This window comes from Holdemanella hominis, assembly GCF_014306155.1.
GTDB lineage: Bacteria > Bacillota_I > Bacilli_A > Erysipelotrichales > Erysipelotrichaceae > Holdemanella > Holdemanella hominis.
Map to the genome: position 1 here is coordinate 41,209 of NZ_JACRWH010000006.1, position 13,513 is coordinate 54,721.

The following is a 13,513-nucleotide window of genomic DNA, read 5'->3' on the forward strand; positions in this document are numbered from 1 at the left end:
GCGAAACATTAGTATTCTACCATAAATATCGATAATAATCAATTCTACGCATTTCTAAAATACAGAATCCGTAGAATGTCATTTAAAGAAAAAAACTCTCCTTTTACAGAGAATTTGTTTTCCTACTTTTTTCTAATTCACTTAACTTGTTGAATTCAACTAAAATACAAATAACCGATACTACAAAGGCTACAAAATCCGCAATGGGAGCCGCGTATAAGATTCCATTCAACCCAAAAAATTTAGGTAAAATCAAAACAAGTGGAATCAAAAATAATACTTGTCTAGTCATAGACAAAAACATTCCTAAATATGCTTTTTTAATTGACGAAAAGAAGCTAGACGATAACATCTGTACTCCATCAATACATACTAGCATTAGATAGATTCGCATAAACATTGTCGCAAATTCAAAATAGTTCGCATCCCCTGATCCAAATATTGATAATACAGTACTTGTGCAGAATTGAAATAAGGCCCAACCAATAAATGAAACAACCAAATTTGCACTTATCGCAAGCTTGAACGTCTTTTTAACACGCTCATATTTTTGCGCTCCATAATTAAATCCAATGATTGGCTGCATACCTTGCGAAATACCAATGATGATAGCTAATAATATCGCATTGGTTTTCATCACAATGCCACATGCAGCTAAAGGAATATCACTACCAAACTTAGTAAACTGTCCATAATACGTCAATGAATTATTTAATACGATTTGCACAAACAAAATCGCAATCTGATTTAGTGAAGCACTCATTCCAATGGTTGCCATTTCCTTTGTATCCTTCAAAGAAATACGTAAACTCTTTTTATTAAATTCAATGTGTTGAAAACTCTTAATATACCAGGCAGCAATAAAAAATGAAATCACTTGACCAGCTACTGTAGCAATGGCAGCTCCAGCGACACCCATATGAAACCCAAAAATAAACAAAGGATCTAATATAGTATTCACAACAGCACCCGCAACCATACATATCATTGAATATTTTGGTGACCCGTCTGCACGAATCAAGTTACTAATCACATTTGTCGTAATCAAAAACGGAACACCCAAAGTTGTAATTCGTGTATATTCAAGTGCCAAAGGCATAATTGTACTTGTAGCCCCGAACGATTTTAATAGTGGTTCAAGAAATACAAGTACTAAAACAACATAGATTACTGAGCAAAGAACAGACATACTAATACCATTCCCAGCAATACTACTTGATCGTTCTGGCTTCTTTTCACCTAGATATAAACTAAATAAACTTGCTGAACCAATCCCAATCAACAATGCAATCGCAAGTGCAATTGTTGTCAATGGAAAAGCTACATTGGTTGCCGCATTTCCTAGAAAACCAACACCTTGACCAATAAAGATTTGATCCACAATGTTATATAGTGACGATACAAGCATTGAGATAATACTTGGTATCGCAAACTTTTTTAATAATGATGACTCTTTTTCATACCCTAATGGATTTTGCATACTAATTCAATTCCCTCTTTCTAAACTGTGCAATTAAATGCTTATTCCCCATTGAATGCTCACGAATGACATTTAACTCATTTCCTCTTTCATCAAACCAACCCACAAATTCATATCCTGGCTTTGTTGCCGGCAACAAATGAATCGTATCCGAAAAATACGTATATGACTTTGGATTTCTTCGACTACTTAGTCCACCATTTAAATCATATGTAATCTTATATTGACTTACTTGCCAATGAGCATATAAAGTACAAGACTCATGAATGGGTTCATCCAAGTTATAACGCCAACGATAATCACAATCCCAGAACCATCCATCAAAGGTATATCCAACTCGAACTGGCGGCTTTAAATCCTCCAATAAACCATGTTCATCCGTACATACATCCATATAATTGGCTCCACCACACGTTTCAAAGTGGATAACTGGACATTCTTTATAAATAGCTGTCAATATAACAGGTTCATGAATGCCTGCTGGTACACTCGTTATAATTTCACCATTCAACTGCCAACCTACAAACATAACGCCCTTCTTAAATGCCGGATACAACAATAATTCTTCCGATTCAATGCATGTATATCTTGGATTACGACGCGACATAACTCCGCCGTCCACATCATATTCAATGGGATACCAAATAGGAATCCATTTATCATATAAAGTCACAGAATGAGGAAGCACCCCACCTGGATTTAATCTTTTTGTACACTCTTTATCTATATACCAACCAACAAATTGGTAACCTTCTCTTTTTTCACTCATCAAATATCACCTGCCCATTATTTTATCACAAATAGAAAAACTTCTAGGAAAATTTCTAGAAGTTATTCAAATAATTATATAAACTATTCCCAAAAGTCATTTCCATAAGTTCACTTGCGATTTCTTTACTTTGAATCCTCATAATATGATCTTCTACATCTTGTTTACCTAATAAATTTATATTTCCATACCATACAATTTCCTGATCAATAATCGCAAAATGTTCACAATTATCTTCTGCCGATTTTAGATAAAAACCAGATTGTCTCATTTCCTCTAACTACTGCATTCTATAATTTGAACTTCCAAACCTGATTTTATCTGGCATCCAAGAAACTATAGTTACTTCAACTCCACTTTCCATCTTTTCTTTGATCAATTTAGTAAATTCTACAACTCTATCGCCAGATAATGAAGGACTGGATACAATAATATTCTTATTAGCACACAATAAATCTTGACTATACATATCATAATAATTACTTGCATCAAATATAGATTGAGAAATTTGCGATTCACTTTTTATGCCGTTAGTATCTGAAATTAATTCATAACCTGATTTTTTATAGGCCTTTAATCTTTTTCCGTACATTCGATCAAACATCGGAATATGGACATCTACATAATCATATACAAGTATTGTATCTTTTTTATCATATAGTCGATGAATTCTTCCTTTGACGTACTCTCATCATTAAAATGACGAGATTCTCTTTCTCACAATGCGAGAAATGGAGCATCGCAAAGCTTTCAGCATGGTTCTAGACCTTGCATATAGTCTTTGCATAGCTCTTGTTTTTCGAGCATTTCCAATCCATGTGGACTGTACTCTGTATACTCATACTGCATCCAGTAGGGCTTACGTCTTAGACCTGACTGGATGAGAGATTCTTTATGCTAGAATCCAAAGCATGATTTCATTGTGTGTCCACATTTTTTCATATTTACAATCAATGTGTCCTGCATCTTAACAAAGTGTGGAAAGTTAAGATGACAGGTTTTAAAATCTGGTGCAGTCAATGTATCGTCAGTATGACAAATTAGAAAGGCAGAATACAAATCTCTTTGTACTTTACATCCTTCAATCGTTTTAAATCTTTCATTTAAAGTAGGTTTGATGTATTCACCCGTATCATGGTGAAGTTGAGAAGCACGGTATTGATGAATATCTATTTCGTAGTATGGTATTCCATATTGTGTTGCCTTTGTTTTTAAATCGGCCTGCATAAGACCTGGAGAACGGTTCTTGATGGAGTGTCCATAGCGTTTCTTACGTTTATATTTGCACACCATTTTCAAAGAACCGTCTTTTTGTTTAACTGCCGTTGCCTCATTTTTACGCTCTGTCTTCTTTGATTTCTTTTGAAGAGCCTTGAAGTTCATTGGTTCAAGGATGAATTCGCTTGTATTTTTCAAGAGCTTGTTGATAAAGGTATGGTGTGAAGTCTTAATGTAAGCAGATTGTTTTCGATAGAGAACTCGAACTTGGCGTTTTAAACGTCTACATCGCCTTGTGGTTTTCCATTTATGTTTTCCCTTTTTAACTGTACCATTTTCATTATAGTTATCTGGATTGTGCTTTCGCATAGATGCATCTATCAGATTCTGTTTATGACGAATCTCTTTTTCATAATTTACAGAATCTGGAGCCAGTTCTTCTAGATGGACCTCGTTGTTTGAGACTGTCGCAATCGTTGAAGTTCCAAAGTCTACACCTGTACGATGTCCACCATCTTCTGACAACTTGATTCGTTTTGGTGCATCACCTCGAAGTGTGATCACAACATAATATTTGAAACCACCGTTGAATTCGATCCTCTTTAAAAATGAATAAACAACATCTTTTTTTAAATCAACAGATGAAATGATGTTTTGAATATATTCATTCTTTGGGACACGAACTTTGTAGTAATGTTTCATAAAACAGATGGTATCCCATCTTGAAAGTCGCACTCCTGTTGCAGCACATTTTTGTTTGATACAATCGAAACTATTATATCTTCGATAATGAAGATGATGCCCATCCTCAAAAAAAATTTTTTCCACTCCCTTATATACAGCATCAGCTTCTGCCTGTGCCTGATGAGAGTTGATGTAGTTCTTGTATTTCTTTTGTTCTTTGGATACAAACTTACACAAAGAAGTCTTCGTAAGATTATACTCTTTTTGTTTACTGCACATGATATTGGATAGCTCTTTTTTCTTCTTCTTTTCAGAAGCTGACAGTTCAGAACTTTTCTTTTTAGAAAATTCAGCTTCACCATAAGCTTTGCGTGCACCCACATATTCTTTATCATGAAATAAAGCATTCAAACGATTTGTAGTATATCGAACTAATTGATTATGCATCTGATTTGCATAGAAAAAAGACTTCGACAAAAAACGTTTCTCAGATCCACTTAGTTCCAATTGAAAGCGTACTGTATACATATCGAAGTCTCCTTTTTTTGCAATGTATTCTACGTATATATTATATCATGGTTCGCGTATAGAAACAGCTGAAAACCAGTTACATACGTCATTCATCTCATGACTAAAGTCACGAGCGTTCTGACTCTTCCTGTAAATTGCTTTATAACACTACTAGCTACAGGCATTGCTAGAAACAAAGTATCCAACCTATCAAGGTCAAATCCTTCTCCAACGAGCGATCCTGTCGCAATTAATATCATAGTTTTATCTTCAGGTACACTTTTCATTAATTCAACAATATGATTATTTTCTTTTTTTGATTGACTTCCTATCAACAAGAAAACAAAATCTGCCACACCTTCTAATTGTTGATATAGCTTCTTACAATGATTTACATATTTAGACAAAACCACAGGCGTACGATTTTTTTGAATACAATCTTTTATATCCTGAACAATCATTTGATCTCGCAAATCATTATCTCGTAATATTGAGTATGCTTCATTTGGATTCTTTTCATCTTTCATCATTCCTCTTGGTGCAACCACATGTGTAAACCGAGGATATAACAAACGAGGAATCCCTTGTTGTTTTGCTTGTTCTTTTGCGGAATATTTATGTCGTATTGGACCAATAAGCATAAAATTCATCTTATCCAATTGATCCGTTCGATCAACGGCTGTAACACCATACACATACTTAGCTTTAATTTCTTTTAAAACAGCACTTTCTGTATTTGAAGCCGCATGATGACATTCATCCACAATGATCATGCCATACTCATTCAACAGTTTATGAAATTTTCCCTTTTTACATATAGAACCAGCCATTGCGATATCAATTATACCTGTCATAGAATCATGAGATCCCTGTAAAGTACCTATCAATGATTTTCTCTTTTTGATCAAACCTTTAGGTGTCGTATATTCAGGTAACTCTTCATTTATATCCAAAAATGTCTGCAGCTTATCTTTCCATTGTTCTAATAAAGATGAACTCTCCAACAAAATTAATGTATTCACTTTCTTTGTCGCAATTAAATCTGCACAAAGAACAGTCTTACCAAAAGCAGTAGCCGCTAATAAAATACCATTATCATGCTCAATCATTTTATTTAGAGCTACATTTTGTTCAGGTTTTAATTCTCCCTTAAAAGTAACATCAATACTTCTTCCTTGTTGCCTTTTATCATCAATCATCATTTGAATCTCAGCATTCTTATTATACGAAATTAAAGCATCATAACATCCTCTAGGAATTTGTATATATCCACTATTGTGATCTTCACCAAGATAAATATATTTATACATACCAAAAGTAGAAATTCCCATACCTTGATTTTTATAATAAATAGGATTACTAATTCTAGCCAATTTACGGATTTTATTTTGAATAGACACACTTAAATTTGAAGTATCCACATAAATACCATTTGCTAAAGTGATATGCATTTTTCCATTCACTTCATTCTTTTCAAATTCACTCATTGAATCCCATGGCTTATCATCTGAATTTCCATGCCATTCTTTTATTTTTTCTTCTATAAACACCTGTGAAAGCTTAGGCTTAGACCACAATATATTCCATTGATTTGAATAGGCATTCCAATTTTCATCAATAAATGCACTGTTGCCATCTTTCAATGCTCGTCCTTGTAATGGCAATGCGATTAAATTTCCCAGACCACCCTTTGACATACTATCTTGTGCTGGTATCATACGATCATAGTATTTAAATGATTTTAAATTCACTTGTTCTGCCCCTTTATCCAATAAAGCATTCCCAAAATTTCTTGCCAAAATAGCTGAAATCGGTTTATCAAAGAAAATCCAAATATGCGCTCCTTTACCTGATCTAGAACGCTCAATCAATGGATCAATTCCATTTAATTGACAAATCTCACGCATCGCATCAACTTCTTCTTTCCAACTCTCATCTATATTTGCAAAATCATTTCCTGCATCTTTATCATGATTATCAAAATCAAAGACTAAAAAGCGACACGTATTATCTTTATGCAATGGATAAACACCAATCACTTCATTTCCTTTTAAATGTGACATGATACTATCAATTGTCAAAGCTTTATACTTTTGGTAATGACAATCTTGACAACGAAATCCTGCATTCCATTTCTTGCCACACCCATCCGACCAAAAATTAATACATTGTGGATAGTATCCCACCTTGTTTGTCTTCTTGTTTTCTACTCTTTTTGCGTATACGTCTGTACGACCCCAAAAACGAGCAAAAAATCGATTTGCCATATCTTTTGTGATTTCATTTGGAAAAACAATACGACTTCCTTGATTCGTTTCAAAAGGTTCTGTATTTGTAGAATTCTTTAATTGATCCAGTTCTTTCTGATAAGAAATTCCTTTTCGATCCAAAATGTTCTTCAAGCATTGAATCTCTTTTTGTAAGTCATTTATTATAGTCAAATTATCATTCGTTTGTTTCACAAAACCACCCACTCTTTTCAATACTATTTTAATTGAATTAGCAAATAAAAAAAACACCCAAGACTCCGTTAGTTAGACGGAGAGGAGTGTTTTCAGAACACATCTGCAAGTAGTAGTCTTGTAGTAGTTCTATGCATATAATAATCCTTTTTACAAACCATTGTGTTAACACAAACACACAAAAACAGAAAAACAAGAATAAATCAACCTTAACTGCTTTTAATATCTTAATCCAACCTGTTTTTTTCAAGAGCCATTCTCTTTAACTTTTTATCTATCTGTTTTGCGATTTTATAATCTTCTTCAAATTGAAGGTTATGTTGAATGACCGGATTTTTTGATATGTATACATATGCCTTACCTTTATTTGATAATTCAATTTCAACACCTACATACACTTTTTTTAATTCAATAAAAATACTCGTATTAAACGTACTAATTAACACTCTATGAGAAAACAATGGTGATTTACCTTTATATCTAGCATGTTCATAAACTATTTGACTTCTAACAACATCACAAAATTTGTAAGTCCCTAAACTACCATCACATATTGTGAATTCTTTATTCTTCTCATCAAAAAGGATGCTGTCAGCTATTTTATTGATATACAATGTTGAGATGCTCATTATTTCTTAACTCCTCAGATTTTTGCATAACATATATCAAACTTAATCCATTCTCTGCTGCAAATTTTGTAGCTTCTTGAATATCAAAAAACAGCTCATTTCCTTGTTCATAGTAAACAATCCATTCATCAGGGTTAATTGACTCATTATTTTCTAATGACCGAGCTCTTGTAGGAACGGCTGTGATTGTGTTTGTCAAAGAGCCCACGTAAACTGGCGTACTTAGAGCTGTGTTAGCATACACAGCAACATTAATATTATACGTTATTGCATTATTGGAAGAATGAACAAGCTTAGATGATTGACTTGGAGAGATTGTACACCCATATTGTAGAGCATAATGCTGGCAATTTGATCCATATAAACTAATATCATTAGCATAAGTGATTGTACCATTATTATGTTGTACACTTATGTTATACCAATACGAATACGCATAAACTGAAAGATAGCTTCCTGTCACTTGTGCTCTCTTGTTGTAAGAAGCCGCATATAAACTAATAGTCGACATGCTTACAATACTAACACACAAAATCAAAGTAATAATGCCATAATATATTTTATTTTTCATCACATATTTCCTTTCTTTTATTTTTCTTTTATTTTTCTTTTATTTTTTTACATCAAGTAAGTATGACCATATAAACTGTGTCCATTGCTATCACATCTCCTAAAATATGATTTCTTATTATCTTAATTTTTCCACCATTTAAATATAAGACTACACAATTAACTTTCATATTAAGACTTTATTTACAAGATTGTGTCAATGAAAAAGGGTGTTTCTAAAACATATTTTCAAATAATTGTCTAGTAGTAGTTCTATGCATAGAATAATCCTTTTTACAAACCATTGTGTTAACACAAACACACAAAGACAGAAAAAATTTCAATTGATAATTCAATCAAATTAATCATTTATGATTATTAATATATAATTCTAGAAATAATTTAAGTAGGAAACAACTCTGAAATTGTAGTCTTGTAGTAGTTCTATTCATATAATAATCCTTTTTCTTTCCTTCTGTGTTAACAAATAATGATAAAACACCAATTAAAGCAATTGTGTCATATCAAGATTTTAATTACAATAATCTTAGAAAGATTCATGGAGGATCAAATACATATGTATTACTTATTATTCACTATACAATTCATCTTATTTTTCATTGCACTTACAGATTATTCAAAATGGAAACTGATTTCATTTTTCACCATTACTGCAGTATTGATTCTCTATAGTATCTATACACATGATACAGCGCAAATCATCATGTGTATTTTAGACATAGTTTTCATTGGTTTCTATTGGTTTTACAAGAAAAGACACTAAATAATAGTCAGGAATCACCATTCAATATACTTTTTAATTTCCATTTTTGTTGCTATCTGCTCCTCTAATAATGATATTTTTTTCTTTCAACGGTTGTATCTACATATGTTTGAAGAAATTTATTTTCACTAAATTTGTTTCTATCTTCATTTTTCAAATTGTTCTTTTTTGTACTATGTAGTGTTTGAAACTTTGATACTTTTTTTATTTAATTATGAGTTTATTAACTTTAGTGCTTTGAATAAATTTTTTAAAATCTACTTCTGACATTCTATATACTCCTTATCTTTTTTAGCATTAAATTGACGTATTCATATTTTATACTTATTATGTCCCATTTTTATATTTTAATATACATACCTTTGCTCCCTACATCTCCTCGCCTTTAAAAAAGTAGCAAGCATGTCATTTGTCTGATGCCAAACGACCAAACTTTTTAGGGTTGCACCCCTAAGACCCCATGCCTCCGACGGATTCTAAAATAAAAAAGCGGAAAATGAATCTACACACACACTAAAATATACATGCATTTTCTCTTTTATATTTTATGTAATACTTTATGAATAGTGGCAATATTGCCACATTAGCTTTTTTGAATGATTCCCAAAAAGTCAAATATCTGATTATTTATTTACATGAGTCCATTAGTTAAAAGTTAAAAACTTTAATTCTTTTATAGCTGTTTTATAATTTCATACAAAAGTATAAATAAGTAAACAAATGGTGTAAAATAATAAATGGGAGGCATAATGATAAAAATATTAATTTGTGAAGATATAGAAAGAGATAAGCTACACTTACATCAATTACTAGATTCCTTTTTGCAATCAAACAAAATATCATATAAGATTGATTATCTTGAGAACTTCGATGTAGGGACCAACTTATTCTTAGAATATGATTTGATTTTTTTGGATATTGAACTAGGAGACTACAACGGCATAGAAATCGCATCAAAAATAAGAACCTATAATCGTAGTTCTATTATTATAATCACTTCTAGCTTTAAAAAATATTTAATAGATGGATATAAAATAGAAGCAAAAAGATATCTTATTAAACCAATTGATGAAAAAGTATTTAACATAGAGATGCAGAGTGTCTTATCAACTTCATTTAAACAACAATACGGTTTTTTCGATAAAAAGATATCTCAATATAAGATTCACTATAAGGATATGTTATACATAGAATTTCTTAATCGACATACGATTATTCATTTTGTTAATAAAATTGAGAAAAAAACTACATATCCTCTTAAACATTGGATTGAAAAACTATCTAATAAAGGGTTTGGACAACCATATAAGTCTTTTTTAGTTAATCTTGATTATGTTAGTGGTTTTTCTTCAGATGGTAAAGATATCATCATGAACAATGGTGAAAAAATCCCATTGTCTAAAAATTTCAAAAAGTCATTCACAAATCAATATTTTGCTAATCTGCATAACATACTATGATGATTTTTCTATCCGATATACTCACAGTTATTTTTATTACACATTTCTTTAACCAATTTATTGCCAAAAGAAAAATATCCTGTTATATGTTTTTTTTATTATTTCTTCTTGCTATTATGTGCACTTATTTAGGAAATTATAATGGAATCAATCAGATAGGAAAAATTCTCTCTTTTATTACACTATACATATATATATCATTATTATTTAAGGATTCATTAATTAATAAATTTATATTGTTTTTGGTATGTTACTTGACGATAGGGATTTCAGAGTCATTATCAATTGTTTTTTTTCAATTATTTAATCCTAGTTTCTCTTTAAATAATATCTACACATCAAATACTTATTTGGTGATTATAATTTTGACACAGCTTTTTGCTTATTTTTTTTCATATATCATACAAAAAATATGTCATACTATTAAAATCACAAACTTACCTAAATCCTTTTATATTTTGTTTTTTCCTGCGTTAACAACGATATTGTTTCTCATTGTATATGGAAACTATCAAACACTCTTTTCAGGAAACAAGATTCTTGTTATTATTTTATTTCTTTTGCTAATTTTTAATTTTATTACAATATTGTTTCAACTACAAATCATTAAAAACGAAACCCTTAAAAAAAGTTTAGAAATATCAGAATTAAGTAATGAAATGATGATTTCAAAATTTAATTCCTTAAACAAGGAATATGAATCCAATTTTAAATTTTTACACAATTTACTTCATACTTGTGCTGAACTTAATCAGTTAATAGATCAGAAAAAATATGATGAGCTAGACTCATTAATTAAATCATTGTCAAACAAGACGATCAAAGAATTTAATGAAATATATACCAATTCTCCAATCTTTTCAACAGTTTTAAACCATAAAAAAAATCAATTATCAAGTTTAAACATTTCAGTTACATCAACCCTTTATAGTGATGATTTATCAAAATTAGATTCCATCAATCAAATGATTTTTTTTACTAAAATCTTAGATCTTGCTATAAAATATTGTAGTTTATCTGATGAGCAAAGATTTATTATCATTAAATCGCGAAAAGATATATATTCTTGTACTCTTCAAATTATTTTTAATTTTCCTTCTACATTCGAAAATGATATAAATGAATCAACTTCAAATATTGATAAAGAGTTTAATACTCAATCAGACATATCATTCGATTATAATTTAAAGATTGTAGATATAATTTTCTTAATAAACTAATTCACCTAATCCCATCCGAATTTATTCGGCCGCAAAAGCGCCTCGTTTCACCGTAGTCAAACTATGGTATTAAGGCCTTATTACACTGATCATCCGTTATGTTACACCAAATCAAGCCGTCATCAGTAACTGGTATAACCGCTAGAGGTGCACCGAATTAGCCGTCAATTACAGTTTTAGAAACTCATCCTATACAATTCTTTTAAAAAGTAGATCTTTTCGAGAAGATTATTCAAAGATCGAATAATAAAAAAAAGCCATTTCATAAATTTGAAGTGACTCTTCGTGGATTTAGTGGCTCTGAGCAATGGATTACCTGGCTCCTAGTGATGGACGGAATGGCTCTCAGTATGTGAAACACCTACTTTATCAACTTTTTTACATAACAAATCATAAAAATCCTGTGTTTGTTGATTTGTGTCAAAGTTGAAAATATATACTTTAGCATCGTTTGCATCTTTTAACACAATAACACTATTAACATCAATATTGTAATAAACTTTAGCTTTGTAATAATAATTCAACCTTTCATTTTTGCTATTGTATATCTCAACATTAGCATCCCCAGAATAATACGTTTGGTATCCCCATCTAAAACCATTTGCAACAATCTTAAGTGTGCAATCTCTGTAGTTTTCGCATAATTCTATACTCTCATATTTAATTTCTTCATGTAACTTTAAATAATCAGCATGCAACGAAGGTGTAATAATGGGATTCATTTTAATTGTAAATACTATACTGGTAACTGCTATAATCACTGCAGATATACAACCATAAACTATTTCAAATTTCTTATTAAGCCTACTCCCGAAATGATATTGTAAAATAATGGCAACACCGCCAAATATCAAAAATAGAATTAAGTCGAGCAAAAAAAATTTAGTCATATCTTCTAAACCTCCAAATCTATAATTCACAGATTGAATGCAAATTCGCCTTACAACTAAAGTTGTATAAATGGCACTGGTTAATGGAATCAGTGGCTTTAAATATGCGAAAAGCTCAATTAAAATTTAAGTTTCTTTTCTATTTTTTCGACAAACTAGCAAAAACAATAAAATAGCAACACATAATAAAGCAATGAATTCTAAATATATAGAATTTATTCCATTTATCCAGCTAAAGTTCAAAATATTTCTAGATAATTGAATTACATTTGATGGGAAAAAGCCAAAAAATGAATAGTTATTAAACATAAATGGAATAAATATAAGTAATATTGATAATAATTCGCCTATGTATTTTTTTTCATTTATTTTAACTAACAATGAGATAATATGAAGTGACCTCCTATTGTCAATACGTGGATTACGACTCATAATTGAATTGATTAAAAACACTTATGGTGTCGATGCCATAACACAATAGGAGGTCACTATGAAAAGTATATTATCTGTTGGAATGGATGTCCACAAAAATTCGTTTAGTTTATGCGCTTATGATGGTTATACAGGAGAAATCGTTTCAGAATCTACATTTGCTTCTGATGTAAAACTAGTAATTAAGTTTATTGAAACACTTAAAAGTCGTTATGAAAACGATGTAGAAATCAAATGTGGTTATGAAGCAGGTTGTCTTGGATATTCTCTTTATAAGTCGTTAACTGCAAGAGGAGTGGATTGTGTAATTTTGGCTCCTACAACTATGCAGGTTTCTGCAAAAAATAAGATGGTAAAGAATGACAGAATGGATGCTTTGAATATTGCAAAGAACTTGGCTAGTGGATCATATAAATCTGTATATGT

General features: G+C 30.9%; 12 protein-coding genes. 3 read left to right on the forward strand and 9 right to left on the reverse strand.

Going from position 1 to position 13,513, the window contains the following annotated elements; genetic code table 11:
* Window positions 1–103 precede the first annotated feature (103 nt).
* The 8 genes from H8911_RS03205 to H8911_RS03240 all read right to left on the reverse strand — a co-directional run bounded on the left by H8911_RS03205 (window position 104) and on the right by H8911_RS03240 (window position 8,323).
* Window positions 104–1,480, reverse strand: a complete 1,377-nt coding sequence (locus tag H8911_RS03205; protein ID WP_186998674.1) for an MATE family efflux transporter — start codon at window positions 1,478–1,480, stop codon at window positions 104–106.
* 1 nt (window position 1,481) lies between these two features.
* On the reverse strand, window positions 1,482–2,249 hold the full coding sequence (locus tag H8911_RS03210; RefSeq protein WP_186998675.1) for an InlB B-repeat-containing protein: 768 nt from the start codon (window positions 2,247–2,249) through the stop codon (window positions 1,482–1,484).
* 55 nt (window positions 2,250–2,304) lie between these two features.
* On the reverse strand, window positions 2,305–2,520 hold the full coding sequence (locus tag H8911_RS03215) for a phospholipase D-like domain-containing protein (RefSeq protein WP_186998676.1): 216 nt from the start codon (window positions 2,518–2,520) through the stop codon (window positions 2,305–2,307).
* Between the two features lie 9 nt (window positions 2,521–2,529).
* Window positions 2,530–2,853: a phospholipase D-like domain-containing protein gene (locus tag H8911_RS03220; protein ID WP_186998677.1), complete on the reverse strand. Its 324-nt coding sequence runs from the start codon at window positions 2,851–2,853 to the stop codon at window positions 2,530–2,532.
* 293 nt (window positions 2,854–3,146) lie between these two features.
* A complete protein-coding gene (locus H8911_RS03225) occupies window positions 3,147–4,679 on the reverse strand; it encodes a hypothetical protein (RefSeq protein ID WP_186998678.1) in 1,533 nt (510 codons plus the stop codon).
* A gap of 92 nt (window positions 4,680–4,771) precedes the next feature.
* Window positions 4,772–7,123 carry a TOTE conflict system archaeo-eukaryotic primase domain-containing protein gene (locus H8911_RS12895; RefSeq protein ID WP_369410291.1) on the reverse strand — a complete coding sequence of 784 codons (2,352 nt, stop codon included), beginning with the start codon at window positions 7,121–7,123 and terminating at the stop codon, window positions 4,772–4,774.
* A 227-nt stretch (window positions 7,124–7,350) separates the two neighbouring features.
* Window positions 7,351–7,752 (reverse strand): hypothetical protein, encoded by a 402-nt coding sequence (locus H8911_RS03235; RefSeq protein WP_186998679.1) that lies wholly within the window; start codon window positions 7,750–7,752, stop codon window positions 7,351–7,353.
* Complete coding sequence (locus H8911_RS03240; protein WP_186998680.1) at window positions 7,724–8,323, reverse strand: hypothetical protein; 600 nt, start codon at window positions 8,321–8,323, stop codon at window positions 7,724–7,726. Before H8911_RS03240 ends, H8911_RS03235 begins: the two co-directional genes overlap by 29 nt.
* 1,511 nt (window positions 8,324–9,834) lie before the next feature.
* On the opposite strand from H8911_RS03240, the gene H8911_RS03245 reads away from it, so the two are divergent.
* Window positions 9,835–10,545: a LytR/AlgR family response regulator transcription factor gene (locus H8911_RS03245; RefSeq protein WP_255466262.1), complete on the forward strand. Its 711-nt coding sequence runs from the start codon at window positions 9,835–9,837 to the stop codon at window positions 10,543–10,545.
* 365 nt (window positions 10,546–10,910) lie between these two features.
* Window positions 10,911–11,765: a hypothetical protein gene (locus tag H8911_RS03250; RefSeq protein ID WP_186998682.1), complete on the forward strand. Its 855-nt coding sequence runs from the start codon at window positions 10,911–10,913 to the stop codon at window positions 11,763–11,765.
* 323 nt (window positions 11,766–12,088) lie between these two features.
* Here the strand turns inward: H8911_RS03250 and H8911_RS03255 are convergent, their stop codons facing one another.
* On the reverse strand, window positions 12,089–12,655 hold the full coding sequence (locus H8911_RS03255; RefSeq protein ID WP_186998683.1) for a hypothetical protein: 567 nt from the start codon (window positions 12,653–12,655) through the stop codon (window positions 12,089–12,091).
* A gap of 490 nt (window positions 12,656–13,145) precedes the next feature.
* Here H8911_RS03255 and H8911_RS03260 point away from each other — a divergent pair.
* Window positions 13,146–13,513: IS110 family transposase (locus H8911_RS03260; RefSeq protein WP_186998684.1), on the forward strand; the 368-nt coding region annotated here is incomplete at its 3' end.

What these genes read in the sequence shown, in the direction of transcription:
- H8911_RS03205 (WP_186998674.1), bottom strand. Translation starts at nt 1,480, where the DNA reads ATGCAAAATCCATTAGGGTATGAAAAAGAGTCATCATTATTAAAAAAG.
- H8911_RS03210 (WP_186998675.1), bottom strand. Translation starts at nt 2,249, where the DNA reads ATGAGTGAAAAAAGAGAAGGTTACCAATTTGTTGGTTGGTATATAGAT.
- H8911_RS03215 (WP_186998676.1), bottom strand. Translation starts at nt 2,520, where the DNA reads ATGAGACAATCTGGTTTTTATCTAAAATCGGCAGAAGATAATTGTGAA.
- H8911_RS03220 (WP_186998677.1), bottom strand. Translation starts at nt 2,853, where the DNA reads ATGTTTGATCGAATGTACGGAAAAAGATTAAAGGCCTATAAAAAATCA.
- H8911_RS03225 (WP_186998678.1), bottom strand. Translation starts at nt 4,679, where the DNA reads ATGTATACAGTACGCTTTCAATTGGAACTAAGTGGATCTGAGAAACGT.
- H8911_RS03235 (WP_186998679.1), bottom strand. Translation starts at nt 7,752, where the DNA reads ATGAGCATCTCAACATTGTATATCAATAAAATAGCTGACAGCATCCTT.
- H8911_RS03240 (WP_186998680.1), bottom strand. Translation starts at nt 8,323, where the DNA reads ATGAAAAATAAAATATATTATGGCATTATTACTTTGATTTTGTGTGTT.
- H8911_RS03245 (WP_255466262.1), top strand. Translation starts at nt 9,835, where the DNA reads ATGATAAAAATATTAATTTGTGAAGATATAGAAAGAGATAAGCTACAC.
- H8911_RS03255 (WP_186998683.1), bottom strand. Translation starts at nt 12,655, where the DNA reads ATGACTAAATTTTTTTTGCTCGACTTAATTCTATTTTTGATATTTGGC.